Raw genomic sequence first — 25,539 nt, forward strand, 5'->3', positions numbered from 1 at the left:
GCCGTCCTCACCCGGCGCGTACACCACCTCTATCCACAGGCAGCCATCTTCTTGCACGGTCCGACGGCGTCGGCGATTTAGCCTTTGGTCATGGACGAGGGAACGGTCAGCGGTGCACTGCAACGGGCTTATGAAGACATGATTTCCGACGATGTCGGCCCTTTGATAGTGCCCCTTGGGGTGGTGGACTTCGGATCGGCGTGGGTTCACGCGTGGTGATCAACGAGTCGTGGTGAATGCTAGGCGATTTGGCGTTGTGAGGAAACCGGTTCGGTCACTGGGTGGGCGGCGGCGTGTTTTGCGTCGATGACTTTGCGCAGCTCAGCCATGGACACCTCGGACAGGTAGCGGCGGGTGACCTGCCATTCGTCGTGGGCCTCGATGACCACCGCGGTGGCCAGCCGTAGGAACGCGGCGGGGTTGGGGAAGATCTCCACGACATCGGCACGGCGTTTGATCTCCTTGTTGAGCCGCTCGATGGGATTGTTCGACCAGATCTTCTGCCAGTGGGTGCGCGGGAACGCGGTAAAGGCCAGCACGTCGGCTTTCGCCTCATCCATCATCGCGGCCACCTTCGGAAAACTGCCCGAGAGCGTGTCAGCGACCTGATCCCACTGCGCAGCCACATCAGCGGGGTCGGTGTGGGCGAAGATCGTCTTGACCGCCGCGGTGACCGCCGGGGCGTGTTTGGCGGCCACCGCGCCATGCAGGTTGCGCATGAAATGGACCCGGCAGCGCTGCCAGGACGACCCGGTGAACTGCTGGGCCACGGCGGCTTTCAACCCGGCGTGGGCATCAGAGATCACCAGGTGCACCCCGGAAAGGCCGCGGGCCTTGAGCGAGGCCAGAAACTCCCGCCAGAACTCGAAAGACTCGCTGTCACCGACCGCGGTGCCCAGCACCTCACGGGTCCCGTCGATCGAGACTCCGGTGGCCACCACCAACGCGTGAGAGACCACGTGGGCGCCGACGCGGACTTTGCAGAAGGTGGCGTCGCAGAAGACGTACGGGAACGTGGTGTGGGTCAGGCTGCGGGTACGGAAAGCCTCGATCTCGCGGTCGAGGCCGGCGCAGACGCGCGAGACCTCCGATTTGGAGACCCCGGATCCAACCCCGAGTGCGGCGACCAGGTCATCGACGCTGCGGGTCGACACGCCATGGACGTAGGCCTCCATGATCACCGCATGCAGGGCCTTGTCGATGCGACGGCGCCGTTCCAGCAGCGAGGGGAAGAAGGAGCCGGCCCGCAGTTTGGGGATCTTGACCTCGATATCGCCGGAGGTCGTCGATACCGTCTTGGGCCGATGCCCGTTGCGGTGCGTGCTGCGTTCGCCGCTGCGTTGGTAGCGTCCGGCCCCGATGGTCTCGGTGGCCTCGGCCTCGATCAACGCCTGCAGCCCGGCGCGGATCAGCTCGGCGAACACCGCCCCAGCATCAGCGGACTTGAGTGCATCGAGCTGGGCGAGCAAGGCAGAATGGTCCTGGGTCATCGCGTGGTGCGTCCTTTGCTTGAGTCACTTGGTAGGTAACTCACTGACCACTACGCGATGGCCCGCCCGAAAGCCTTCACCGACACACCCGGGCCCGGGTCGTCCTCAGCTCCGAAACCCCACCACCCCAGGGGACTTACCCGGCCCTTTCCTGTGCACCCGCGGCTTCGAGATATCTTCTGACTCCAACTTCATTCGGGAGCGCGGGGGGGGACTCTACGACGTCATCGAGCTTCAAGCAGATTGGTACAACGGCACGAAATCGTGGCATGGATTCTTCGTCAACGTCGGCATCGGCTCGGCCGAGGTCGACACCGCGTGCCAGGGCGACGAGCGTAGCGGGCATCCGCTCAAAGGCTCGCTCCTGCAACGTCGTTGGGAGCATTTGGTTCCCGATCTACCGTACGCGGTGCGTTTTGACCGTCGTACGCACATGCGGCAATTCACCGCCGCTCTTTGCGAGGGCTTTGATCTGGTGCTGGCTGAGATGGAGCGGATAAGCACCACGAAGCAGTTGGTGCGATACGCGGTCGACAACAACTTGCTGATCGAATACGAGAGGACCTGCCGATACCTGGCCGCAGTCGGTGACATCGACACACTGACTGAATACGTGACAAGGTTGCGCGAATGCTTCGGGCATCAAGACCGTTGGTCGATCTTCAGCCGTGACATCGGTTCGGCTGTCGGGAGCTGGGCGCCGGACCTGCAGAAGCAAGGACTGCTCGACCCGCTTCAGGGCAGTGACAAGCGCGAGCTTTCGTGAGGGCGGCGGTCGCCAGAGGGCTGTTCACGGAGTTTCTTGGACAGGAAATCAAGCAAAGCATCGCAATCTGCTAGCATTGACTGCATTGCAAGCAGTGGGTGAGGGGGTGACTTGATGGCGACCTTGACGATTCGTGATTTCGACGACAACCTCAAAGCAGCCCTGCGTGTTCGCGCAGCGGAGCACGGCCGTTCGATGGAAGCGGAAGTGCGCGAGATCTTGCGCGCAGCATTGGAGCGCCCAGTTGGCGGCCCTGGGATGGCGACACGGATTCGGCAACGCTTCTCGGGAACCGGGGGCGTGGAGCTTGATCTGCCCGACCGGACGGAGCGTCCACGTCCTGCGGTCCTTGACGAATGATCGTCTTGGACACCAACGTCGTCTCGGAGTTGATGCGCCCGGCTCCGGACTCTGATGTCGCTAATTGGGTCGACAGTCTGGATGTGTCCGACCTCCTGCTGACGGCTGTGACGGCAGCCGAGCTGATGTATGGCGTTGCCCGCTTGCCGGACGGGCGTCGTAGGGGTGAGCTTCGCGCAAAGATGGAAGGACTGCTGGCGGAGGATTTCCGGGACAGGATCTTGCCGTTCGACGCGCTCGCCGCAACTCACTATGCGGATATAGTCGCCGATCGGGAGCGTAGTGGGCGTCAGATCAGTTTTGCCGACGGACAGATCGCCGCAATCTGCCGCAACTGGAACGTCGGGCTTGCGACGCGCAACGTCAGTGACTTCGCCGGCACCGGGGTCGAACTCATCAACCCGTGGGATTCGGCAACGCCGTAACTGCTCGGCCGGGGGTGAGAACCGTTGGGCCGCCGGTCGATACGGCCGACTAGTTGCTGGGCTTCCCCCCAGCACCCGGGATGGTGCTGCGCTCGCTCGTACCGACGGCCGACGGGGAGCACCAGGGTTCACGCGACGCTGCTGACAATCCCCATCACCACGCCGGCGAGGGTCAGCACGCCGACCAGCACTACGGCGGCGATCGCCTGGCCTCGCCGGTGCCGGCGGGCACCGTGGATCGCCACCGCGATGCCGGCGAGGATCAATGCTGAGTAGGCCGCCAGTCCCACCGTCAGCGTCGCCGTTGCTGCGCTGCTGGTCAGAGTCACGTTGTGCATGCCGTGAGCCTACGGTGGGAACGAAAGCATCACGCCGTCGGACAGGTCGAACAGATCGCCGCCTGACCACCAACGGGCGTCGAAGATGAGCCGCCCCGGCCCGGAGGTATCGGTGTCTCGGTAGGCGAAACTCATCCATCGGCACTGCTGGTGTCGAGGCGGTTTCGGCGACGGTGGAAGTGGAACTGAGCGGTCGGTTACGAGATGCGAGGAGGAACTGCCACAGTTTCACCCGCTACATCGATCGCGACCTTGCCGCGGAGTGCATACGACCGCCTGTTCTCCAGGAGTTCATGAGCCTCGCCCATTCGTGCGAGCGGAAGAGTTGCGCCGATAACCGGCTTCACGAGGCCGCGCTCGATCAGCGTGGTGAGTGCGTCCAGTTTTCCTCGGTTCTGTCGGGTGAAGACGAAGTGATACGCGGCATTCTTGCCCCACGCCTCGATGAGGTTCTGCGGCTGTTCGATGTCGACGATGCTGACGACGCGTCCGAAGTCGGCCAGCGTCAACGGGCTTCGGGTGAGCGCGTCGCCACCGATCGTGTCGTAGACGACATCGACTCCCTCACCTCGCGTCATCTCGGCCACAGCATCGACGTAGTCGGTCGAAGTGAAGTCGATCGCCGCATCCGCTCCGAGAGAGCGCACGAACTCATGGTCGCCGGCTTTCGCGGTGGTGATCACGTGTGCGCCGACCGCTTTCGCGATCTGGATCGCGATGGTGCCGACACCGCCGGCGCCGCCGTGGATGAGGATCGTCTCGCCCACGGTGAGCTGCGCTCGCGTCACCAGGGATTCCCAGACCGTTCCGCCGACGAGAGTCAGGCTCGCCGCCTCTAGGTGGCTGAGGTTCTCCGGCTTGCGGCCGACGAGGTCGACGTCGGCGACGTGCTGCTCGGCGTAGGAGCCGGCTCCGCCGAAGATCTGGGGCGTGTAGTACACCGCATCGCCGGGGCGGAACTCGGTCACGTGGGATCCGACTTCCTCGATCACGCCGGAGATGTCGTGCCCGATGATCGCCGGGAGCGGCACATGATCGGCGTAGTCTCCGCGCCGGATCTGATAGTCGAGCGGGTTGACGGCCGTCGCATGGACGCGCACCCGTACCTGGCGGGGTTCGACTCGTGGTACCGAGACGTCGCGCAACTCGAAAGCATCGGTGCCTCCGAAGCGGGGGAGCACAACGGCTTTCATCAGATCAGTCATATCGGCGTTCCTCATCGTGGTTGCGGGCCTGCGGCGCGCTGGGACAGATGGTCGTCTCTCAGCCTCGCTCGCACGATCCACACACTCCCGCCGGCAATGCCGATACTTTCGAGGATAGTGACACGCCTGTCACCCGGTGCGCGGGTGGCATCGCCATGATCACGCTGGCGTTCCGGCCAGGCCTGGCCGGGCAATGATGACGCCTCGGCGTCATCATTGCCGCCAACTCCATCGACTGGTACCTGGGACTCAGACGTTCACTCCAATGGCTCGGGTGTGAAGGTGGCGTCGACTCCGCCTACGGTCATCGTCACCTGACCTTCGATCACCATCACCTGCGCCGAGATCCGTCGATCGACAGTCTGGGCCAGTTGCTGCACCGCTGGGTGTGGTATCTGCACCACCGACAGATTCGGCAGCCCCGCCACTTTGGGTCCGACAGTGCGCCACCAGGTGGCCACGCCGGCGGCGAACGGGAAGAGCAGCACCTGCTCGGCCTGGCTGGCCGCCTTGCCCAAGGCGCGTTCGTCGGGCTGGCCGACGTTGATCCATTCCAGGATCCGGCCGGTGTAGTCGGCGAGGCGCAAGTCCGGTACACCGGGGGTGGACAGGCCTGCCCCGAACGCCAACTCACCGTCGACGTCGCCAAGGCGGTGTGCGCGCAGCCCAAACGCCAACAACCGCACCACCATCCGCTCATCGGTCTCACTGGGATGACGGGCCATGGTCAGAGTGTGATCGGCGTAGTAGTCGTGATCGACATCGGAGACGCCAAGTTCGACTTTGAATACTGTTGCAGAAAGTGCCACGCCATAGTGTCCACCCAGGTGGTGCCCCCCGAGTGGTCGGGTCGCATTGAGTGGACAGGGGCCGCCGAGTCAGACGGCGGTTCGAGTCGTCACCAGCCCGTTACATGTAACATGTCGACATGGCGGTGAGGGACAGGGTAGGCGAGTACAGGCGGCGGATGCGCGAGCGCGGCCTGCGGCCGCTGCAAGTCTGGGTGCCGGACGTGCGCACTGAGAGTTTCGCCGCCGAGGCGCATCGCCAGGCTTCGTTGGTCGCAAGAGCGGACGAGAGCAACGACGACCAGGACTTTATCGAGGCTGTCTCGACGCCCTGGGATGAGGAGTGAACCGAGGGGAGATCTGGACGGTAGCGGGGGGCATCTACGCGGGGAAGTCACGTCCGGCGGTGATCGTTCAGGATGACCTCTTTGACGCCACGGGTTCAGTGACGGTTGCGCCCATGACCAGCACGTTGTTGGATGCGCCGTTGATGCGCATTCGGATAACCGGCGGACAAGGTCGGCTATCGGGACTGGACCACGACAGCGACGTGATGATCGATCAGCTCACCACCGTCAGAAGGTCGAACGTTCACGTCCGAGTCGGCCGGCTCACTGCGGAACAAGTCGTCGAGGTGGAGCGGGCGATGATGGCATTCCTTGGACTGGCCCGGTAAATGAAAACCGTTGGGCTTGAGCGTAATTAGGTGCAGTTTAGTTGACATAATGTAGCTTATCGGCACAATGGGGACCTGGGGCTTCGGGCGCACTGTCCGATCCGGGGTCTCTTGCTGTCCGATCCGCTACTTCTTGAGAGTGTTCCGCGACTATCTGAGGGCATTCCGGATCCGACTGTTTTTCCGCGACCATCTGAGAGTGTCCGTTGTTGCAGCTCCCGGCCTCACGGCAGGCTCCAGATGCCGCGGCGACGACCGTTGCGGCTTCCGAATCCGCTACTGGTTGAGAGTGCCGGACAGCCCGCATCGCGACTCGAGTCGGGTCTGGATGCAGCGCTGCCATCCCAGGCGGGTTCGCGCCGGCGATGCCCCACTGCGGTCCCTGGGTCATGTCTTGCGGCTGGCGCCGGCCTCGGCCCCTGCGCACGGACCTCCCTCGTGAGATTGCTAGATACGTCACAGTGACGGAACGTCTACGGCGGGCTGCTCAGCGAATCATGCTGTTGTGTTTCATGTTTCGCGACTGCCAGGCTTGCCAGCCCGCTGCGATATCAGCTGGTACCCAACGCGTCCGCCACTGCGGGCGGGATCTTTGGCTCAGCGAACTCGGGATACCACCTGAGGACGATGTCGCGCAGCGCAACCTCGGCTTCTAGCTGACAGGTCACTGCGACGAGTCCGACAAGGGTGCGGAACATCAACGCATGCTCTGCCGGGACGTTCAATCTAGCGGCGGCGAGAAAATCATGACCGCGAACAAGGCCTTGAAGTCGAGGAACCTGCCGTTGCAGCCAATCCCTGCTGAACTTGAACCGGTCCTCCCACAGCGGTTCTACGATCGGTCCAAAGTTCGCCAGGACATCCTCGGGTCGAACGTCGACACCTGAATCGCTGAAACCCATCGCCTGCAATCGGTCCGACAAATCCCTCTGGGCCGCCGTGCGGATCTCACCGTCGGGTAGCAGATCCAGCGGCACGGATCTCACGAGATAGTGCCCCTTGGGGTGGTGGACTTCGGATCGGCGTGGGTTCACGCGTGGTGATCAACGAGTCGTGGTGAATGCTAGGCGATTTGGCGTTGTGAGGAAACCGGTTCGGTCACTGGGTGGGCGGCGGCGTGTTTTGCGTCGATGACTTTGCGCAGCTCAGCCATGGACACCTCGGACAGGTAGCGGCGGGTGACCTGCCATTCGTCGTGGGCCTCGATGACCACCGCGGTGGCCAGCCGTAGGAACGCGGCGGGGTTGGGGAAGATCTCCACGACATCGGCACGGCGTTTGATCTCCTTGTTGAGCCGCTCGATGGGATTGTTCGACCAGATCTTCTGCCAGTGGGTGCGCGGGAACGCGGTAAAGGCCAGCACGTCGGCTTTCGCCTCATCCATCATCGCGGCCACCTTCGGAAAACTGCCCGAGAGCGTGTCAGCGACCTGATCCCACTGCGCAGCCACATCAGCGGGGTCGGTGTGGGCGAAGATCGTCTTGACCGCCGCGGTGACCGCCGGGGCGTGTTTGGCGGCCACCGCGCCATGCAGGTTGCGCATGAAATGGACCCGGCAGCGCTGCCAGGACGACCCGGTGAACTGCTGGGCCACGGCGGCTTTCAACCCGGCGTGGGCATCAGAGATCACCAGGTGCACCCCGGAAAGGCCGCGGGCCTTGAGCGAGGCCAGAAACTCCCGCCAGAACTCGAAAGACTCGCTGTCACCGACCGCGGTGCCCAGCACCTCACGGGTCCCGTCGATCGAGACTCCGGTGGCCACCACCAACGCGTGAGAGACCACGTGGGCGCCGACGCGGACTTTGCAGAAGGTGGCGTCGCAGAAGACGTACGGGAACGTGGTGTGGGTCAGGCTGCGGGTACGGAAAGCCTCGATCTCGCGGTCGAGGCCGGCGCAGACGCGCGAGACCTCCGATTTGGAGACCCCGGATCCAACCCCGAGTGCGGCGACCAGGCCATCGACGCTGCGGGTCGACACGCCATGGACGTAGGCCTCCATGATCACCGCATGCAGGGCCTTGTCGATGCGACGGCGCCGTTCCAGCAGCGAGGGGAAGAAGGAGCCGGCCCGCAGTTTGGGGATCTTGACCTCGATATCGCCGGAGGTCGTCGATACCGTCTTGGGCCGATGCCCGTTGCGGTGCGTGCTGCGTTCGCCGCTGCGTTGGTAGCGTCCGGCCCCGATGGTCTCGGTGGCCTCGGCCTCGATCAACGCCTGCAGCCCGGCGCGGATCAGCTCGGCGAACACCGCCCCAGCATCAGCGGACTTGAGTGCATCGAGCTGGGCGAGCAAGGCAGAATGGTCCTGGGTCATCGCGTGGTGCGTCCTTTGCTTGAGTCACTTGGTAGGTAACTCACTGACCACTACGCGATGGCCCGCCCGAAAGCCTTCACCGACACACCCGGGCCCGGGTCGTCCTCAGCTCCGAAACCCCACCACCCCAGGGGACTTACCCGCTTCTGGCCCCACCCGACTACGGCGCGGCCCGCAGCGCCCACTGGCAGGCCGGCCAACTTGGCGCCTCGATGCAGAGCGTGGCGCGGCACCTTCGGCACATCAACATGATGACAGCCGCGGCGCCGGCAGAACGGCGTTTGTGCAGAAGGGCCGGCGTCCGCAGGTCGGGAGACCTTCGAGGCCTCGCGCGAGGAGCGCGGAGACGCCGCTACGGATCGTAGACCGGCTACTCCTCCCCCGATGTGGATTTCCTGCCACCCTTCGGGCGGCGCGCATCGGCGCGGAAGCGTTGTTGCGCACCCTGTTTGGTGAGGCCATAGGTGGCGCCGATTTTGCTCCAGGACGTGCCATGCTCCCGCGCGGCCCGCACCTGCGCGAGCTCCAGTGCCTCCGCCAACTCGCGGATCTGCCGGGCCGCATCGAGGCGGCTCAGGGGGTCGGTCGCGGCGTCCAGTTCCGCGAGCGCGTCCGCCAACTGCTGGTGGGGTGCGTGCGCATCCATGGACGCAGCATAGAGGGTCGATTGCACTCCCGGCGGCAACGATTTGTTGACACTTTCGTCAACGCATGATTGACTAAGGGCAACAATTCGTTGACGGCAAGGAGGTGTGACCATGTCGAAGAAGAAGGACAAGAAGAAGGACAAGAAAAAGAAGAAGAAGTAACCTTCTCGACGAATGACAGCGGCGCGACGGCATTGGATGCCGTCGCGCCGCTAGCGTCGAGCCTCGTTGGCGCATGGCGATCTCGTCGTCGCGCGCTCACTGACGAAAAAGAACTACTTGCGATCGGGCCGGTGCGGCTCCGCGCTTGGCGGTGGCCAGGTGATCGTGTCGCCGCTCTCGCGGACACCCCACTTGCGCTTCGAGGTCTGCCGCATATCCGGATGCGAATCCTGCAGCGGGGTGATCGCCACCGCGACCCACACTGCCGTGAGCGTGGCCGCGGCCACGGCGGCCACGCCGGTGGAAGTCGCCAGGATCGGGCCCGCCGAGCCGGTACGTGACCACCAGAACGCCCCGACGCCGGCGACAGTCGACAACCCGGACAGGTATGCCGCCGCGACGCACCAGCGGAACCGGCGACGCCGCAGTGTGGCGACCGAACTGATCGCGGCAGCGGCGCCCAGCGCGGAGGTGACCAGCGGTAGGGCCCCTCCTATCACCCATTCGGTGATTCCGGTCATGATCAGCACCGTGGTCGCCGCCCACGCCACCCGTCGTGCCCATGGGGGCAGACGGATGTCGTCGAACACCCGGTGTTCGATCTGCTCGAGGGTCTCTTCGATCGACTGGTGGCGCGACCGCAGACGGAACACGGGGGCTCACCTCCTAGACAATGCCCGAGGTCGACGATAGTCGCGCCTGCAATCGTCGGCGAATCCCTCGTTTCCGCGGGCCTTAACTGCAGGTTCGTAGTACTCGATTAGGGCCGCGACACGACACACGAGTTCACGGATAACGACGACTATCCGTGACCAGGCTGCAAAGCTGGTCCTGTGTCCGAAGCGGCAGCAACTCACGGTTCGATGGCCTTCGACTGCGATGACGCCGCCTCGACGGGTCCCCCGTCATCCGAGGACCACGGGGCCAACGAATCTTCGGCGCACACAAGGAGTGCAGCGGTGAGACGCTCGACCTGGCTGGGCCTGGCCGCCGCGGCCACACCGTTGGTAGCCGCCGGTATGGCCGGGGCCCGTGAGGTCGCCCGCGCGGAGACGGCCCGGAGGCGCGGCGTCACCACCCGCGACGACGTGCCGATACCGGAGCCCTCGTTCGGGCTCGGGGTGGCCGCAGCCGTCGACGCGCTGCTAGCGGCGCCGATGCCGCTGCTGTCGTCGCTGGGATCAGCGCAGGACTATGCGGCGGCCTCGACCGAACTCGACGCCGCGGTCCGCTACTACGGTGACGCCGGTTGGCTGGACGCTCCGCAGCTTCGGCACCGGCGCCCGAACGCGCCGGATGACGTTCGGATCGCGGCCCTTTCACCCGGACGGGAGATCGCCCGGTTCGACAGCGGCTGGCGGCCGGAGAAGCGCGAGCCCGGCGGCGATCGCTGGCGGACGTTCCGCGCCAACGAACGGGTGTCGGTTCCGCTGCTGCGTCACCCCGGTGCTCCCCGACCATGGCTCGTCGTCGTCCACGGGCAAGGGATGGGACGGCCGTCGGACGCCAAGATGCTGCGCGTGCGCCATCTGCACGAGGAACTCGGCATCAACATCGCCATGCCCGTGCTCCCGCTGCACGGTCCGCGCTCCTGCGGCTTCTCCCCTTCGCGGCAGTTCGCGTCCAACATCTTCGCGATCAACAACGTGCTGGGGCTCACCCAGTCGGTGTGGGACATCCGGCGGCTGCTGCAGTGGCTGCGCGAAGACCAGCAGGCGCCGTCGGTCGGCCTGCTCGGCGTATCGCTGGGCTCCTACGTCGTCAACCTGCTCTCGACGCTCGACGGCGACCTGGCTTGTCTCGTAGCCATCGTCCCGACCAGCGACCTGGCCGCGTCGATGCGCGACGCCGAGCCGATCACGCCGGCCAAACGCCGTTGGCACCGCAAGGTGCACGACCATCGCTCGGAGCTCGTACACCGCGTCGTCTCACCGCTGGCCCGGCCGTGCCTGGTCCCCCACCAGCGGCGCCACATCGTGGCCGGACAGGTCGACCGGATCGCGCCGCCGCGCGGTGCCGCCCAGCTCTGGCGGCACTGGGGCGAACCGTCGATCGCGTGGTGCCCACGCGGCCACGTCACCGCGTGGCGGGGAGCGGCCTACGACGACCACATCGCCTCGCTCCTCGCCTCGTCCGGGCTGCGACACCATTCCTGAGGGAGCCAGGGGGAAACCATGCGTCAGCTTTCCAGTGCCGACTGGACGATGGTGTCACTCGACACCGCGACAGCGCACAACACCATCGGCATCGTCGGCATCTACGACCCCTCGACGCGCACCGAGACGCGCGACCCGGTCACCTACGAGGAGGTCCTCAAGTACGTCGAGGCACGCCTTCATGTCGCCGAAAGCTTCCGGGAACGGCTGGTGCACGTGCCCTTTGGGCTGGACCGGCCCTGGTGGATCCGGGACGGCGACTTCGATCTGGAATACCACGTCCGGCACATCGCCCTGCCGCGTCCGGGTAGCTGGCGGCAGCTGTGCACCCAGATCGCGCGTATCCACGCTCGGCCCCTGGACCTGACCAGGCCGCCCTGGGAGCTGTACCTGATCGATGGGCTCGACGGCGTCGACCATCTGCCGCAGGGCGCCTTCGCCGTGTTCCTGCGGGTGCACCACTCCGCCATCGATGGTGTCGCCGGCGCCGAGATCCTCACCGCGCTGCACAGCCACGAGCCCGACGACGGACCGCCGCCGGTCCCGGAGGACTACCAGTGGGAACCGGACTCCATGCCGTCCGACCTCGGCCTGTTGAGCCGCGCTGCGCTGCATGGTGCTGTCCGGCCTGTCGACGTGCTGCGTCAGGTCCGCAAGCTCGCGCCGCAACTGCCCGCGCTGGTCACCGACACCCGGGACCCGGCCGTGACATCGCCGGCGTCGCTGGCCAAGGCGACCCGCTTCAACCAGGTGGTCTCGCCGCATCGCGTGTTCGGCACCGCCTACACGACGCTGGACGTCCTCAAGGAGATCCGCGCGGCGATGCCGCAAGCCACGATCAACGACGTCGGCGTCGCCATCGTCGGCGGGGCCATCCGGCGCTATCTGCTCGACAAGGACGAGTTGCCCGACGAGGCCATGGTGGCGATGATGCCCATCTCGGTCCGGCCGACGGCCACCCGCTCCAGCGGCACCACGGTCTCGGCGACCAGCACCGGGACCAGCGGCAATGAATACTCGGTTGCACCCATCACGATGGCGACCGACGAAGACGACCCGCTCGACCGGCTCGCGCGCATCGTGAAATCGACTGCGCACGTCAAGGATTCGGGTGCGCACCCGGTCCGATCGCTGATCGCGATGTCGGAGGAGGCCTTCGGCGGCCTGATCGGCACGGTGCAACGCGCCGCCGTGCGCGCCCTGAGTCGGCGTGGGCGCACCGTCGCCGCTCATACCTTGGTGAGCAACGTCCCTGGGCCGCTGACCCCGATGTACTTCTGTGGCGCGCAGATGGTCGACACCACCGGGCTTGGTCCGGTGCTCGACGGCATGGGGCTCAACAACGGCATCGGCAGTTACGGCAACCGCGTGACGTTCTGCTTCACCGCCGACCGCAAGGCCCTCCCCGACCCCGAGGTGTACGAGCAGTGCCTCAGCGGCGCTGTCGAGGAGTTGCTCGAGGCCGCCCGCGAGGTCCAAGGCTGACGTGCGGGCTCATGCCGAGCCGCCCGGCGACGCGGTGTCGAAACCGACTGCGCGACAGCCCTCCAACAGCCGGTGGTCGTAGGTGACGAACGTCGTGAGCTCACGCCTGATCTGGGCGGCCGAGGCAAGGTGAATCGCGTCCAGTGAGCGCAGGCGGGCGGGGCCGATCGTTTCGGCCAAGGTGATCACGGCGTCGGTCAACGGCAGAATGTCCAGGCCGTCGAGCAGATAGAGTGCACGCTCGTGAAGTCCCGGCTCCCCCAGCCGCGCAACAGCTCTCATCAATTCGACACGGCCGAGGGCGCTCGTCACCGCGTGGTCTTCGCCGTGGTCGCGCTGTTCGAGGAGCCACGACTGCAGGTCTGGTGTCTCGGCTTCGGCGACGAGCAGCTTGGTCAGGGCAGACGTGTCCAGGTAGATCAACGTTCGTCGCGCATCTCGCTGAGAACTTCCGACAGGGTGCGCTCACGGCCAGGATCTGGCGTGGCAATGATGTCGAAGAGGTTCCGCGGCCGATTGGCCGGGGTCAGAACGCCGGCCTCGATCAGGGATTCGCGGGACCGTTCGACGTCCTGCACCGGGACCAGTCTGGCGACGAGTCGGCCGTTGTTGGTGACGCCGAGTTCCTCACCGGCTTCAACCCGCGCGAGGTATCGCGATGCGTGTTGCCGCAGTTCGCGGACTCCGATAGCCTCCATTTCAGAATGGTAGCACAAAGTGTGCTACTCCCAAGTGGTGGTGCAGGCGGTCATCGATACGGCCGCGAAGCGTTGCTCTGGCGACAAACGTTCAACGGCCGCGCCGCGCGCCCGGGTGTAGGTTGCGGTCATGCTGATCTCGGCGAAGCTGGCCCCGACCTTCGACTACCCGGTGCTGGAACGCTTCTGGCGCAGCGCCGACGCCCTCGGTTTCCATGCCATCTGGGACTACGACCACTTCTACGGGCTGACCGACGCGGAACTGCTGACCTACGACGGCTGGACCCTGCTGGCGGGCATGGCCGCACACACCAAGAATGCACGGATCGGTTGCCTAGTGGGTTCGGTCACCTACCGCAACCCGGCCCTGCTGGCGAAGATGGCGGCCACCATCGATCACATGTCCCACGGTCGGCTGGAGTTCGGGCTCGGCGCGGGCTGGCACGAGGCGGAGCACCAGGCCTACGGCTTCGAGTTCCCCGCGCCGGGTGCCCGGGTGGCGATGCTCGACGAGGCGCTGACGGTGGTCCGGCGACTCTGGACCGAAGACCGAGTCAGCTTCAGCGGCAAGTACTTCACCGTCGAGGACGCGCTGGCGAATCCGAAGCCGCTGCAGCACCCGCATCCGCCGATCGTCATCGGCGGGATGAAACCGAAGATGCTGTGGGTGATCGCCCGGCACGCCGACGAATGGAACGCCCCGGGGCAGGGCGCGCAGGAGTGGTCGCGCACCAACGCCGCCCTCGACGAGGCCTGCGCCGAGGTCGGCCGCCCGCCCCAGGAGATCCGGCGGTCGGTCCAGCTGTTCCTGCATCCGGGCAATGCGGAACAGGTGCAGCAGCAACTGGATTCGCTGCCGCAGTACCGCGACGTCGGCTGCCAGCACGTGGTGCTGTCGTTCTACCAGCCTCCAGACGAGGACCTGCTGGCGCGTTGCGCGGCGCTCTGAGGCGGCGTTCGGGCGTTATGCCCCGGATTGGAGTCAGCATTCGACTGCAGCCCTCGGCGTAAGTGCTTCTCGACGGGAGGCGTCACCGCCCGGGTCGCTCCACCCGCCTGACCGTCACCGGGCATGTCGCGGCCTCGATCGACGCCGTGCACTCACAGCGCCGCCAGAACTCGCCGTCCCACGGGTCGTCGTACCACCGGATCATCGTCGGGCAGGCAGCGTCATGGCTGCACAAAGCCTGTTGGCATTTACGGCATTCGACCAAGGCGCCCCTCCCCTCCGCTCGACCCTCGTCCAGGATAACGACGCCCCAGTTTTCAACCAGCGGACGAAAGATGACGCCACCGAACCGCTCGTAGCATCCTGAGGCCGGAGGCGCGACCACGTCCACCGGTAGCCCGTGCCCGCGTCGCCCTGACCTTTGGAGGCGATGTCATGTCCCAGCCCAGCACCGACGCCACTCGCTGGTTCACCGATCTCGTGGAATCGCAGCAGGCGCTGCTGACCGCGGCCGCCGGTGGCCCGGAGATCCCGGTGGCCAAACAATGGACGGAGGCGCTGGCCGCTTCCACCGAATGGCAGCTGGACACCTGGAATCAGCTCACCGGGCAGTGGGCCGCGATGTTCGGGCTCGGTCCGGCCGCGAAACCGATCGCCGACCGCCGCTTCGCCGGCGAGGCCTGGACCAAGGACCCCCGCTTCGAGGCGACGGCGCGGGCCTACCTGACCCAGGTGGATCTGCTGACCAAGGCCCTCGAGGCGGCCCCGCTCGACGAGCGCAGCAAGGGCCAGTGGAGTTTCGCGCTGCGCCAGGTGGTCGATGCGCTCAGCCCGGCCAACAATCTGATGACCAATCCGGAGGCCCAGCAGCTGGCGCTGGAAACCGGCGGCAGGAGCCTCATCGAGGGCATGCGCCTGTTCACCGAGGACCTGGCCAAGGGCCGCGTCTCGATGACCGACGAATCGGCGTTCGAGGTGGGCGAGAACGTCGCCACCACGCCGGGTGCGGTCATCTATCAGAACGAGCTCATCCAGGTCATCCAGTACACCCCGACCACCGACGAGGTGCACGAACGTCCGCTCGTCATCATCCCGCCGTGTATCAACAAGTTCTACATCCTGGACCTGCAGCCGGAGAACTCGTTCGTCGCGCACGCGGTCGCCGAGGGCCACCCAGTTTTTCTGTTGTCGTGGCGCAACATTGGCCCCGAGCAGGGCCAAATCACCTGGGACGACTACGTTGTCGACGGTGTCCTGCAGGCCATCGATGTGGCGCTGGACGTCACCGGCGCCGACAAGGCGAACACGCTCGGCTTCTGCGCCGGCGGCACGCTGCTGGCCAGCGCGCTGGGGGTCCTGCAGGCCGGCGGCGATCAGAAGGCCGCCAGCATGACGCTGCTGACCACGCTGCTCGACTTCACCGACACCGGCGAGATCGGCCTGCTGGTCGACGAAGCCAGCGTCGCCCAGCGCGAGGCGAGGATCGGCAACGGCGGGGTGCTGCAGGGCAGCGAGCTGGCCCAGGTCTTCTCGCTGCTGCGGGCCAACGACCTGATCTGGCCGTACGTCGTCAAGGGCTACCTGCAGGGCCAGGCCCCGCCGCCGTTCGACCTGCTGTACTGGAACAGCGACGACACCAACCTGCCCGGCCCGATGTTCAGCTGGTACCTACGAAACCTGTACCTGGAGAACAAGCTTCGCGAACCCGGCGGCACCGTGCAGGCCGGCGTCCCGGTGGACCTCGGCTCGCTGGACATCCCGTCGTTCGTCTACGCCTCCCGGGCGGATCACATCGTGCCGTGGACGTCGGCCTACGCGAGCACCCAATTCCTCGGCGGCAAACCGACATTCGTCCTCGGCGCCAGCGGCCACATCGCCGGCGTGATCAATCCCCCGGCGAAGAACAAGCGCAACTACTGGGTGTCCAAGAAACGCGGATCCTACGACCCCGACCCGGAGAAGTGGCTCGACTCCGCCAAGAGCGTCCCCGGCAGCTGGTGGCCGGTCTGGCACGAATGGCTGGCCAAGACCGCCGGCGACAAGGTCGCGGCGCCGCAGAGCCTGGGCAGCGGCACCTACACCGAGATCGAGCCCGCACCAGGCAGCTATGTCAAGGAGAAGGCACCGAAACCCTGAGCCTCGTTGAGGCTGGGGTCCAGCCGACCGACGATCGCTGGTTGATGGGGCGCTGCTGATCGACGCACCGGCCCGGCGGGTGATACCCGCCGGGCCGGTGTCACGCCCGATCAGTGGTGGTGTCCGACCGTGCCGCTCAACTCGTTCGGCGTCTGCTCCAGCGTCACCGACTCGGCGACGGTTCCGGCCGCCAGATCCACCAGATGGATCTGCTTGGTGGCTGGGTCGGAGACGTACACCGCGCCCTCGCGGGTGAACAGCGTGGGACGGGGCCGCTGCCAATCGTCGGGCTCGGTCCACTGTTCGGTCACTTGGACGGCCTTGGTCGGAGCGCCGGTGACCGGGTCGAAGACGTGCAGGTTGCCGTCGGTGCCCAGGATCAGCGCCTCGGCCTGCGGCCCGCGGGCCAGGGACCGGAAGGTGTAACTGACGCCCTGCGGCAACGCGACGATGCGCATCTGGTCGGTCGTGGTGTCGATAAGCGCGAACTGCTCGGGCCGCTCCAGCTCGGCGTCCGGGTCGATCTTCATGTCTGCCAATACAACCGGCGAATCGTCGTGGCCTTTGGTGGTGCCGATCCGGCCGTACGGGGTGGGGCTTGCGATCTTGGTGAACCTTCCGTCGGCGTACTCGAGCGCACCGTCCTCGCAGCCGAGGACTACGACCTCGTCGGCCGCCACGGTCTCACCGTGCACGCCCGGACATTGCTCGTTGCGTGCAATCTCGCGGTCACCGTCGAATGCGGCGGCGCCGACGCGGGTATCCGGATTGCCGAGGGTCTGCAGCCGGGTTCCGTCGGCAAGGATGACCGCTACGCCGTGGTGCGGCTCAGGCGTTGTGAACTTCTGCGTCTGGGGCAGCCCGCCGGCCTCCAGCGCATGCGGGTCGAACGCGGTGATCTCGCCCGAGCCGTCGGCGAACAGCACGGTGTGCTCACCGTGCGGCGTGACGTGGCCGGCCTCGATGGCCGGGAAGACGTCCTCGGTCAGCCGGCCACCCGCGGCGTCCAGGATGCGGAAGCCCTCCGTGGTCGTGACCAGTACGTGGCCGTGGTCGCCGGCCGGGTTCACCCGGAGAAAGCCGTCCAGCGGGATGTCCTGCTTGACCTCGAGAGTCGCACCGTCGAGAACGTAGAGTCCGCCGTCATAGGTGGCGACCAGGGGGTCGGTGATGGGAGCACCTGGGGTGGCCGGCGCTGAGGCCGTCCCGGATGCGCTCGCCTCTGACGTGCCGGTGCTCTCGCCGTTGTCGCTGCCCGCCGAGCAGGCCGCGAGCGCGGCCGCCGCGAACGACAAGGCTCCGACGCGGTACAGCCACCTCGGATTTGACATATTCGCTCCCTTTCTGGCCTGCGGCTATCGCAGACCGGTGACGATGGCGCCGGTATTGGCGCGCATCATGTCGAGATAGGTCGCGCCCGGAGTGCCGGGCGGACTGAGTGATTCGCTGTAGAGCGGGACGATCTGCACCTCGACGCCGGCCTGCTCGGCGAGCACCCGGGCCAATTTCTCTGGCTGTGAGGAGTCGACGAAGATCGCCGGGACCCGAGCCGAGTCGATGGCGTCTGCCAGGGACTGCAGGTCCGAGGCGCTGGGTGCGGCCAGCGTGGTGCCGCTGGGGACCACCGCGCCGATCACCGTGAAATCGAAGCGCTGGGCTAGATATCCGAGCACATGATGGTTGGTGACCAGCTTGCGACGATCCGGCGGTATCGCGCCGAAGGCCTGCGCCATCTCGGCGTCCAGTTCGCGGAGTTGCCTACGATATTCGTCGGCGTTGCGCGACACCGCGACGGTGTCGATGCCGTCGATCTCGCCGACGATCATCTCCTCAACGGCGTCGACGACGGCGACCATGCGTTGCGGATCGGTCCAGAAATGCGGATCGGGTGTGCCGGCGCTGTCGCCGTCGGAATAGGCGATGCTGTCGATGCGATCCCCCACTCCCAGCGTCGGAACGCCCTGGGAAGCAGCGCTTTCGATATTACGCGCGATGTTCTCCTCCAGCCCGAGCCCGTTGTGGAGAATCAGTTGGGCACCGCTCATCGCCGCGGCGTCCTGGGCGGAGACTCCGAATGAGTGCGGATCGGCGCCTGCCTGCATCAGTACCCGCACGGTCGCGGTGTCACCGACCACGTTTCGCACGACATCGCCCAGGATGTTTGTGGTGACCACGATTTCGCCACCGCCGGGCCCTGTGGTGCCGGCACCGCCGCAGCCGATGACCAGCAACCCGAGCAGCGCGAAGATCCAGATCCGCACTGCGGTCATCGACCCGCCTCGACCATCAGACCCGGTGTCACCTCCGTGCGTAGGGTGCGTGCGATCCGCAGCCCGTCGGCATAGTCGATCTCGTACACTTCTTTGGTGGCAGCACTGTTGACGTAGGCGCGGTCCGAGTCGATGTCGATCACCGGTGGGAATCCATCGGTCGGCACCCCGTCCGCGATCAGCGGTACCCGGGCCGTCTCGGTGCGGGTGTCGACGTCGAATGAGCTCAGGCTGCCATCACGGCGCAGCACCAGCACGGATCCGTCACCGGCTGTGTTGGTCGCAACGGCGTTGTGGACCGGGATGACGGTCCACGCTCGTTGTCGGCTGTCCAACACCCAGACGGTGCCCGCCGACAGGCCGGCGAAGACATCGGCACGATCGCGGGACGCCATCTGCGCAGGCGCCTGGGCCGGTGCGTCCGGCGGGAAAGCCATTGCGGTGGTGGTCAGTTCACCGGCGCCGCCGGTCACCCGGACGGCGCCCGTCGCGCATCCGAACGACACCGCTCGCCGGGACGCCAAGGCCCAGGTGACCTCGGGGCATTCGCCGGCCACAGCGGAGGTACCGGATTCATCGGTGACCTGGAGACGCCCGTCCGCGGTCACGGTCACGAGCCTGCTGCCGTATGGCACGGCCGCGGCGACATCCGGCCCGACCCCGAGTTGTGCAGGCTTCTCGACCTTCTTCTGCCCGAGCTTCTCCCGGTCGAGTAATTCTGTTGCCCCGGTGCCGGTTCGGAGGGCGACGGTAGAGTTGCCGGCGGCCACGGCATCGACGGACACGTCGAGTGTGGCAACCTCCGCGGGTTCGGTGGCGAAGTAATGGTAATGATCGCCGTGGTCGAAGGTCCAGGCCCCGGCATCTACGACGGTGGTGCGCTCACCCGCCCGCAGGTAACCGAACCGGCCGTCCCCGAAGATCGCCGATACCTGGCCATAGGAGCCGAGCGCGGTCTCGGTCTCCTGCACCGCGTCATAGACCGAGGTGTCACCGGTGGCGGGGTCGACCAGGACGAGTTTGGTTAGCGCACCGTCGATCTCGCGGGCGCCGTCCGCGACGGCCACACCGTCGCCGGTGGTGGCCGAGGATGTCTCGGTCGGCGGCGGGGCCGGTCCCGAGCCGTTGGCACAACCCACCGCGACGACGGCTGAGGCGGTCAGCACACCGAGCCGGAGCCATTTCGCGCGCAGTGCCGAAAGCAGCGCCGATGTGAAGAACATCAGTACCGCGACACCCGCGATGGTGGCGCCACCCGCCGTCCCCGCGTACCAGGAGATCAGTAGGCCGAGGTACACCGCCGCGGAACCGATCAGCGTCGACAATGCCATAGCCCGCGGAATCGAACGGACCCACAGCAGTGCGGTTGCCGGCGGCGCGACCAGCAGGCCCAGCACCAGCAGTGTGCCGACCACGTGGAAGGAGGCGACCATCGCCACCGCCATCAGCACCGTCAGCGCCGGGATGGCCCATTGCGGGCGCAGCCCCAGGGTGGCGGCCTTGCGTGGATCGAATGTCGCCGCGACGAATGCGCGGTGTCCGACGAGTGTCACCGCGGCGGTGATGGCAAGCGCCGCACCCAGCACGATGAGGTCGACTGTGCGCACGGCGAATACATCGCCGAACAGGAATGCGGTCAGATCGACCGCGAAGCTCTGAGACTGGGACACGATAATCACGCCCAGGGCCAGCATGCCGACGAGCAGCAGCCCGATGCTGCTATCGGAGGACAACTTCGCCGACCTGCCGATCAGCGCGACACCAACCGCCATGGCCAGCGCCGCCACGAGTCCGCCCACCCTCAAGCTTCCGCCGAGCAGCGCCGCGGCGGCGACCCCGGGCAGCATGCCGTGGGTCATCGCCTCGCCAAGAAAGACATTGCGGCGCAGCAGGACCCAACATCCGACGAGAGAGCAGGAGCAGGCAGCGATCACGCCGGCAATCAGGGCCCGCAGGACCATGTCGGCGTGGAAGGGATCCGTCAACCAGTACATCATCGGGTACACTCTTATCAGTAATGAATCCCATTTTCAATAAGACGGCCACGGTCGCCCCGCCTGGCGCCGCGGTGTCCGGGGTCGACTTCGACTACCGCAGCACGGCAGTGTTTCGGCAGCTGACGTTGTCGTTTCAACCAGGTGTGGTGAATGCCGTTGTCGGGCCCAACGGCTGCGGGAAGTCGACCCTGCTTGCCCTGCTCGCTGGGGTGCTGCGACCGGCTGCCGGCACGGTGCGCGTCGACGCCCGCGATATCGCCTTCGCCGTGCAGCGCAGTGCGGTCACCGATACGTTTCCGATCACCGTCGCCGCGGCCGTGATGATGGGTCGCTGGCGCCGGCTTGGCCTGCTGCGGCGACCGAGTGCGGCCGACCGGGCCGCGGTGCAGCGTTGGATCTCAGAGCTCGGCCTCACCGACCTGTGCGATCGGACACTCGGCGAATTGTCCGGCGGTCAGCGCCAACGGGTCCTGCTCGCCCAGGCGCTGGCGCAGGAGGCGCCGCTGCTGTTGCTCGACGAACCTTCCACCGGTTTGGACACGTGTTCGGCGGCGAGGCTGATCGAGCAGCTGCACCGGTGCGCGGGTACCGGAACGACGGTGATTGTCGCGACCCACGATTCGGTACTGATCGAGGCCGCCGACCAGTTCGTCGAACTCGGCTGAGGCAATGAACGCCGACGGATCGGTGATTGCCCGCAATCATGACCCTCGGTTCTCACCCCGCGATTGCAGACCACGGCCTTCGGAGACGGTATCGTGCGCCCTCCACCTGGCCGTAGTCGTCGGACACCGAGGACATCAGCCGGCGCCGATCGTCGAGGGCGCGGCACGCCCGGGCGCCGCGGATGAGTCGGTGGGTCAGCCAGGACGGCGGTCGGCGGCGGGCTCCAGCTCATAGCGGATCAGGCGCGAACTATTGGCGACCACCGCGACCGAGGAGGCGTTGTGCAGCACCGCGGCCAGCACCGGCGACAGTGCCCCGGCCGCACCGATCAGCAATCCCAGCGCGTTGACCGCTATCGACATCGCGTAGTTCTGCTGGATCACCCCGACCGCGCGGCCACCGAGATCGCGCACATCCAGCAGTCGGTGCAGATCGTCCGAGGCGAGCGCGACGTCGGCGGTCTCCACCGCGACGTCGGTGCCGCCCAGCCCCATTGCGATGCCGATATCGGCCTCGACCAGCGCGGGCGCATCGTTGACACCATCCCCGACCATCGCCACGGTATGGCCCTCACCGCGCAGCCGTCGCACCGCCGCCAGCTTGTCGTCCGGCAGCACCTCGGCCTGCCATTCGGTGATCCCGAGTTGTTCGGCCACCACCGCCGCGGCGTCGGGGTGATCGCCGGTCAACATCACGATGCGGCGAACACCGTTGGCGCGCAACCGGTCCAGCACATCGGCGGCTTCGGGACGAATCTCGTCACGCAGGCTGATCAGCCCCACCAACTTGCCGTCGACCGCCAACAGCAGCGGCGTCTCGGACTGCTTGCGAAGCTTTTCCACCCACTCGGCGGCTTTCTTGGTGACCCGCACCTTTTCCTGTTTCAGCAGCGACGGGCTGCCCAGCAACAGGGTGCGGCCATCGGCCCAGGTCCGCATGCCGAGCCCGACGAGTACCTCACACTCCTCGTGCGGCGGGATCTCGATGTGCCGTTCCTGGGTCGACCGGATCACGGCTTCGGCGAGCGGATGCCGGGAGTGGATCTCCGAGCTGGCCGCATAGGCGAGCACCTGTTCGGGGTCCCAATCCTTGTGGAAGGCAACCAGGTTGGTGACCACCGGACGACCCACGGTCAGCGTCCCGGTCTTGTCGAACACCACCGCGTCGACCCGGCCCGCTTCTTCCAGATGCGAACCACCCTTGATCAGGATGCCGCGGCGTGCGCCGTTGCCGATGGCCGCGCTGATCGCAGTCGGGGTGGAAAGGCCCACCGCACACGGGCAGGCCACCAGCAACATGGTCATCGCTCGGCGCACGTCGCGGGTGACGAGCAATGTAGCCGCCGACAACAGGAACGAGGACGGGACGAAGCGCCGCGAGAAGTTCTCACCGACCGTCTGGATCGGGGCCCGGTGCTGCTGAGCCTCCTCGACCCGGGAGATGATCCGGCCGATGGTGGTTTCGTTGCCGACGGCCTCGGCCCGCACCACCAGCCGCCCGCGCACCACCACTGATCCGGCGAAGACGCGGGCCTCGGCCGCCACGGCAACCGGCAGATTCTCCCCGGTGATCGCCGACTGGTCGATGATGGCCTCACCGTCGACCACCACGCCGTCCACGGGCAGCGCGACCTGGTCATGGATCACCACCTCGTCACCGATCCGGAGCTCGGCGGTGGCGATCTCCACCTCGGCACCGTCGGGCAACCGCACCCACGCGGTGTCCTGATTGCCCTGCAGCAGCTTCGCGATCGCGCGGCGGGTCCGGCGTAGCGTCAGATCCTGCAGGTACTCGCCGATGTTCAACAGCCACAGCACCGTCAACGCGACGACGTTCTCGCGCAGCACCAGGCTGGCGATGGTGGCCGCACTGACCAGCACATCGGTGCCTGCAGACCGGTTACCGCGCAGGGTGCGCAGCGCGCCGCGCAGGAAGGGATACCCGGTGAAGATGGTGACGCCGGTGGCCGCCAGCCGGCTGGTCGGCCCCAGCAGGGGTGGCCGCCGGAAAGCGTAGCGGCGCAGGCCCAGCAGCACCAGCGCGGTGCCGCCGACCGCCATGCGCAGCACGTCGGCATTGGTCACGTCGGCCGAGCGCGGGGCCCGGGCCAGCACTAGCTCACGGGCAACCTCCGCGGCCGTCTCGATCGCGGCGAGCACGGCGTCCTTGTCGCAGCGTTTGGGCGAATACCAGACGACGATGGACGCCGTCCGCGGATAGGCCTGCACCGCCCGCACCCCGGGCACCAGTTCCACGGCGTCCTCGATGGCTACTGCGCGCGGCGAGTCGTTACGAAACCACGGTGCTTCCAGACGGATTCGGCCCGCGGCGTCCGACAGTACGGTGAGGGCCACCATTGAGTCAGTGATCGTGGGCGTGGTCGATTACGGCGGGCGGCGGGACCTCCTCACCGATGCGCTCCCGCGCCTCGGCCATCACGTCGGCGACCTTCAACCGCGCCGATTCCGCGCCTTCTTCGGCCTTGCGCACCCCGCGCAGCGCCCACGCCGTCGCCGTCACCGACGCCTCTCTGACCGGGGCCTTGACGACCACTTTCTTGACCCCTTGATAAGCCGCGGCACCCACGGCGCCGGTGACGACGGTGGACGCCGCCTTGGCAAGAAACGCATGCAATACCATTACTCCACCCTAGTTGTGTCGGCCGTTCGATTCACGGCTAACGTGGTTGCCGGTACACGGCATCGTGACGGTCGAGTTGACCCACCGCGGCCGCTGTCGGACTTCATCTCGGAGAACGGCGGACTACGAACTCGCGTACGGCAGCAGCGCCATCTCCCGTGCGTTCTTGATGGCCATCGCGACCTGACGCTGCTGCTGCGGGGTGAGGCCCGTGACCCGCCGCGACCTGATCTTGCCGCGGTCGGAGATGAAGGTACGCAGGATGGCGACATCCTTGTAGTCGACCTCGGTGATGTTCAACGCCTTGAACTTGTTCACCTTGGGCCGTTTGACCTCCACCGGCGCTGGGCGCCGCTTCTTGGCCGGGCTGCCCGCCATCACCAACTCGCTTTCCGCAGACCGGGTAGCTCGCCGCGGTGCGCCATTTCGCGTACCCGTACCCGCGACAGCCCGAACTTGCGCAGATGACCGCGCGGACGGCCGTCCACCGAATCGCGGTTGCGAAGCCGAACCGGACTGGCATCGCGCGGCAGCCGCTGCAGCGCGGCCTGCGCCGCGGCGCGTTGTTCCGTTGTGCTGGAGGGCTTTCGGATGATATCTTTCAGTTCGGCACGGCGCTCGGCATACCGCTCGACCAGCTGCCGCCGCCGCTGATTGGCGACGATCTTGGATACCTTGGCCATCAGCGCTCCTCGCGAAAGTCGACGTGCTTACGGACGACCGGGTCGTACTTGCGCAGCACGAGCCGGTCCGGGTCATTGCGCCGGTTCTTACGGGTGACGTAGGTGTATCCGGTTCCCGCAGTGGATTTCAGCCGCACCACCGGACGGATGTCGGTGCTCTTGGCCATCAGCTCCCTTTCGTGCGTTGCCGCTAATGAAAATCGTTTTCGACAAGAGGACGGCAACACGGTAGCGTATGGAGCAGTTAATGACAATCGTTACCAATAAGGGTGTGATGGTATGCGGACGCCCGTAGTGCTGATAGCCGGTCAGGACCCGCGACGAACCGTTTGGGCGGTACCGCAACGACTTTCGCCCCGCACCAACCGTGCCGAACTCCACCTGGCGATGAGCCTCGAGACCGGCCGCGGCTACGCGCTGACCCATGCGCCGCCGGCGCATCGTCGGCGAGCACGCCAAGACAGTAATCATCGGCACCGAGGATCAGGGCGGCGAGCGCCTCGAGGAACTCATCGCAAGGACCGGGGCCGATGAGGTCATGAGCACGGCCTTCACCTTCGACACCGCCGCTCCCGACGAATCCGATGCCCGGAAGCCACGGCTGCTCGGCATCGAAGCAGGACCTCCTGCGACGGGATACTAGCTGATCAGGCGGCTAAGCTAGCATCGCCAGAACGCGCGGCGCACC

At 66.4% G+C, this 25,539-nt stretch carries 31 protein-coding genes; 12 read left to right on the plus strand and 19 right to left on the minus strand.

Annotation, left to right across the window (positions count from 1 at the left end; genetic code table 11):
- The first annotated feature begins 90 nt into the window (after positions 1-90).
- Positions 91-219 (plus strand): hypothetical protein, encoded by a 129-nt coding sequence (locus EL338_RS26775; RefSeq protein ID WP_258538482.1) that lies wholly within the window; start codon positions 91-93, stop codon positions 217-219.
- 20 nt (positions 220-239) lie between these two features.
- Here the strand turns inward: EL338_RS26775 and EL338_RS11980 are convergent, their stop codons facing one another.
- The gene (locus tag EL338_RS11980; RefSeq protein WP_126333954.1) at positions 240-1,490 is read right to left on the minus strand and encodes an IS256 family transposase; all 1,251 of its coding nucleotides are present in this window, start codon (positions 1,488-1,490) and stop codon (positions 240-242) included.
- A gap of 19 nt (positions 1,491-1,509) precedes the next feature.
- Between EL338_RS11980 and EL338_RS11985 the strand changes: the two genes are divergently transcribed.
- The 3 genes from EL338_RS11985 to EL338_RS11995 all read left to right on the plus strand — a co-directional run bounded on the left by EL338_RS11985 (position 1,510) and on the right by EL338_RS11995 (position 3,041).
- Positions 1,510-2,256: a DUF4304 domain-containing protein gene (locus EL338_RS11985; protein ID WP_220096886.1), complete on the plus strand. Its 747-nt coding sequence runs from the start codon at positions 1,510-1,512 to the stop codon at positions 2,254-2,256.
- 114 nt (positions 2,257-2,370) lie between these two features.
- Positions 2,371-2,616 (plus strand): FitA-like ribbon-helix-helix domain-containing protein, encoded by a 246-nt coding sequence (locus EL338_RS11990; protein ID WP_126333955.1) that lies wholly within the window; start codon positions 2,371-2,373, stop codon positions 2,614-2,616.
- Positions 2,613-3,041 carry a type II toxin-antitoxin system VapC family toxin gene (locus EL338_RS11995; RefSeq protein ID WP_126333956.1) on the plus strand — a complete coding sequence of 143 codons (429 nt, stop codon included), beginning with the start codon at positions 2,613-2,615 and terminating at the stop codon, positions 3,039-3,041. The genes EL338_RS11990 and EL338_RS11995 overlap by 4 nt, the downstream gene beginning before the upstream one ends.
- Before the next feature lie 128 nt (positions 3,042-3,169).
- Here the strand turns inward: EL338_RS11995 and EL338_RS12000 are convergent, their stop codons facing one another.
- The 4 genes from EL338_RS12000 to EL338_RS12010 all read right to left on the minus strand — a co-directional run bounded on the left by EL338_RS12000 (position 3,170) and on the right by EL338_RS12010 (position 5,393).
- A complete protein-coding gene (locus EL338_RS12000; RefSeq protein WP_126333957.1) occupies positions 3,170-3,379 on the minus strand; it encodes a hypothetical protein in 210 nt (69 codons plus the stop codon).
- A 9-nt stretch (positions 3,380-3,388) separates the two neighbouring features.
- The gene (locus tag EL338_RS26780) at positions 3,389-3,514 is read right to left on the minus strand and encodes a hypothetical protein (protein WP_258538483.1); all 126 of its coding nucleotides are present in this window, start codon (positions 3,512-3,514) and stop codon (positions 3,389-3,391) included.
- A gap of 62 nt (positions 3,515-3,576) precedes the next feature.
- Positions 3,577-4,584, minus strand: a complete 1,008-nt coding sequence (locus tag EL338_RS12005; RefSeq protein WP_126333958.1) for a zinc-dependent alcohol dehydrogenase family protein — start codon at positions 4,582-4,584, stop codon at positions 3,577-3,579.
- A 257-nt stretch (positions 4,585-4,841) separates the two neighbouring features.
- Positions 4,842-5,393, minus strand: coding sequence for a YaeQ family protein (locus EL338_RS12010; protein ID WP_126333959.1), 552 nt, complete (start codon positions 5,391-5,393; stop codon positions 4,842-4,844).
- Between the two features lie 119 nt (positions 5,394-5,512).
- Between EL338_RS12010 and EL338_RS12015 the strand changes: the two genes are divergently transcribed.
- On the plus strand, positions 5,513-5,719 hold the full coding sequence (locus EL338_RS12015) for an antitoxin MazE-like protein (protein ID WP_126333960.1): 207 nt from the start codon (positions 5,513-5,515) through the stop codon (positions 5,717-5,719).
- Complete coding sequence (locus EL338_RS12020) at positions 5,716-6,048, plus strand: type II toxin-antitoxin system PemK/MazF family toxin (protein WP_126333961.1); 333 nt, start codon at positions 5,716-5,718, stop codon at positions 6,046-6,048. The genes EL338_RS12015 and EL338_RS12020 overlap by 4 nt, the downstream gene beginning before the upstream one ends.
- 551 nt (positions 6,049-6,599) lie before the next feature.
- On the opposite strand, the gene EL338_RS12025 is transcribed toward EL338_RS12020, so the two are convergent.
- The 4 genes from EL338_RS12025 to EL338_RS12040 all read right to left on the minus strand — a co-directional run bounded on the left by EL338_RS12025 (position 6,600) and on the right by EL338_RS12040 (position 9,824).
- Positions 6,600-7,025, minus strand: a complete 426-nt coding sequence (locus EL338_RS12025; protein ID WP_126333962.1) for an AarF/ABC1/UbiB kinase family protein — start codon at positions 7,023-7,025, stop codon at positions 6,600-6,602.
- A gap of 86 nt (positions 7,026-7,111) precedes the next feature.
- Complete coding sequence (locus tag EL338_RS12030) at positions 7,112-8,362, minus strand: IS256 family transposase (RefSeq protein ID WP_126333404.1); 1,251 nt, start codon at positions 8,360-8,362, stop codon at positions 7,112-7,114.
- 370 nt (positions 8,363-8,732) lie between these two features.
- A complete protein-coding gene (locus EL338_RS12035) occupies positions 8,733-9,008 on the minus strand; it encodes a hypothetical protein (RefSeq protein ID WP_126333963.1) in 276 nt (91 codons plus the stop codon).
- Between the two features lie 276 nt (positions 9,009-9,284).
- Entirely contained in the window at positions 9,285-9,824 is a 540-nt protein-coding gene (locus EL338_RS12040) for a hypothetical protein (RefSeq protein WP_126333964.1), read from the minus strand.
- Positions 9,825-10,130: 306 nt separating this feature from the next.
- Between EL338_RS12040 and EL338_RS12045 the strand changes: the two genes are divergently transcribed.
- A complete protein-coding gene (locus EL338_RS12045) occupies positions 10,131-11,327 on the plus strand; it encodes an alpha/beta hydrolase family protein (protein ID WP_126333965.1) in 1,197 nt (398 codons plus the stop codon).
- Between the two features lie 18 nt (positions 11,328-11,345).
- On the plus strand, positions 11,346-12,812 hold the full coding sequence (locus EL338_RS12050) for a wax ester/triacylglycerol synthase family O-acyltransferase (protein WP_126333966.1): 1,467 nt from the start codon (positions 11,346-11,348) through the stop codon (positions 12,810-12,812).
- A 9-nt stretch (positions 12,813-12,821) separates the two neighbouring features.
- Here the strand turns inward: EL338_RS12050 and EL338_RS12055 are convergent, their stop codons facing one another.
- Positions 12,822-13,235, minus strand: coding sequence for a type II toxin-antitoxin system VapC family toxin (locus tag EL338_RS12055; RefSeq protein ID WP_126333967.1), 414 nt, complete (start codon positions 13,233-13,235; stop codon positions 12,822-12,824).
- The gene (locus EL338_RS12060) at positions 13,232-13,510 is read right to left on the minus strand and encodes a type II toxin-antitoxin system Phd/YefM family antitoxin (protein WP_126333968.1); all 279 of its coding nucleotides are present in this window, start codon (positions 13,508-13,510) and stop codon (positions 13,232-13,234) included. The genes EL338_RS12055 and EL338_RS12060 overlap by 4 nt, the downstream gene beginning before the upstream one ends.
- Before the next feature lie 130 nt (positions 13,511-13,640).
- Here EL338_RS12060 and EL338_RS12065 point away from each other — a divergent pair, with 130 nt between their 5' ends.
- Both EL338_RS12065 and EL338_RS12070 read left to right on the plus strand, forming a co-directional pair.
- Complete coding sequence (locus EL338_RS12065) at positions 13,641-14,459, plus strand: TIGR03560 family F420-dependent LLM class oxidoreductase (RefSeq protein ID WP_126333969.1); 819 nt, start codon at positions 13,641-13,643, stop codon at positions 14,457-14,459.
- A 435-nt stretch (positions 14,460-14,894) separates the two neighbouring features.
- On the plus strand, positions 14,895-16,595 hold the full coding sequence (locus tag EL338_RS12070) for a PHA/PHB synthase family protein (RefSeq protein WP_126333970.1): 1,701 nt from the start codon (positions 14,895-14,897) through the stop codon (positions 16,593-16,595).
- A gap of 110 nt (positions 16,596-16,705) precedes the next feature.
- Here the strand turns inward: EL338_RS12070 and aztD are convergent, their stop codons facing one another.
- The 3 genes from aztD to aztB are packed head-to-tail and all read right to left on the minus strand — an operon-like array spanning position 16,706 to position 20,859.
- Entirely contained in the window at positions 16,706-17,926 is a 1,221-nt protein-coding gene (aztD, locus tag EL338_RS12075; RefSeq protein WP_126333971.1) for a zinc metallochaperone AztD, read from the minus strand.
- Positions 17,927-17,950: 24 nt separating this feature from the next.
- Positions 17,951-18,865, minus strand: coding sequence for a zinc ABC transporter substrate-binding protein AztC (gene aztC, locus EL338_RS12080; protein ID WP_126333972.1), 915 nt, complete (start codon positions 18,863-18,865; stop codon positions 17,951-17,953).
- Positions 18,862-20,859, minus strand: a complete 1,998-nt coding sequence (aztB, locus tag EL338_RS12085) for a zinc ABC transporter permease AztB (RefSeq protein ID WP_126336825.1) — start codon at positions 20,857-20,859, stop codon at positions 18,862-18,864. Before aztB ends, aztC begins: the two co-directional genes overlap by 4 nt.
- A gap of 23 nt (positions 20,860-20,882) precedes the next feature.
- Between aztB and aztA the strand changes: the two genes are divergently transcribed.
- Entirely contained in the window at positions 20,883-21,527 is a 645-nt protein-coding gene (gene aztA, locus EL338_RS12090; RefSeq protein WP_126333973.1) for a zinc ABC transporter ATP-binding protein AztA, read from the plus strand.
- 195 nt (positions 21,528-21,722) lie between these two features.
- Here the strand turns inward: aztA and EL338_RS12095 are convergent, their stop codons facing one another.
- From EL338_RS12095 to rpmG, 5 genes are all read right to left on the minus strand, one after another.
- Positions 21,723-23,885 carry a heavy metal translocating P-type ATPase gene (locus EL338_RS12095; RefSeq protein ID WP_126333974.1) on the minus strand — a complete coding sequence of 721 codons (2,163 nt, stop codon included), beginning with the start codon at positions 23,883-23,885 and terminating at the stop codon, positions 21,723-21,725.
- Positions 23,886-23,889: 4 nt separating this feature from the next.
- Complete coding sequence (locus EL338_RS12100; protein WP_126333975.1) at positions 23,890-24,168, minus strand: DUF1490 family protein; 279 nt, start codon at positions 24,166-24,168, stop codon at positions 23,890-23,892.
- Between the two features lie 123 nt (positions 24,169-24,291).
- Complete coding sequence (rpsR, locus tag EL338_RS12105; RefSeq protein WP_126333976.1) at positions 24,292-24,546, minus strand: 30S ribosomal protein S18; 255 nt, start codon at positions 24,544-24,546, stop codon at positions 24,292-24,294.
- A complete protein-coding gene (gene rpsN / locus EL338_RS12110; protein WP_126333977.1) occupies positions 24,546-24,851 on the minus strand; it encodes a 30S ribosomal protein S14 in 306 nt (101 codons plus the stop codon). Before rpsN ends, rpsR begins: the two co-directional genes overlap by 1 nt.
- Positions 24,851-25,021, minus strand: coding sequence for a 50S ribosomal protein L33 (gene rpmG / locus EL338_RS12115; protein WP_179967272.1), 171 nt, complete (start codon positions 25,019-25,021; stop codon positions 24,851-24,853). The genes rpsN and rpmG overlap by 1 nt, the downstream gene beginning before the upstream one ends.
- A gap of 254 nt (positions 25,022-25,275) precedes the next feature.
- Here rpmG and EL338_RS12120 point away from each other — a divergent pair, with 254 nt between their 5' ends.
- A complete protein-coding gene (locus EL338_RS12120; RefSeq protein ID WP_126333979.1) occupies positions 25,276-25,494 on the plus strand; it encodes a hypothetical protein in 219 nt (72 codons plus the stop codon).
- Positions 25,495-25,539 lie beyond the last annotated feature (45 nt).

This window comes from Mycolicibacterium chitae, assembly GCF_900637205.1.
GTDB lineage: Bacteria > Actinomycetota > Actinomycetes > Mycobacteriales > Mycobacteriaceae > Mycobacterium > Mycobacterium chitae.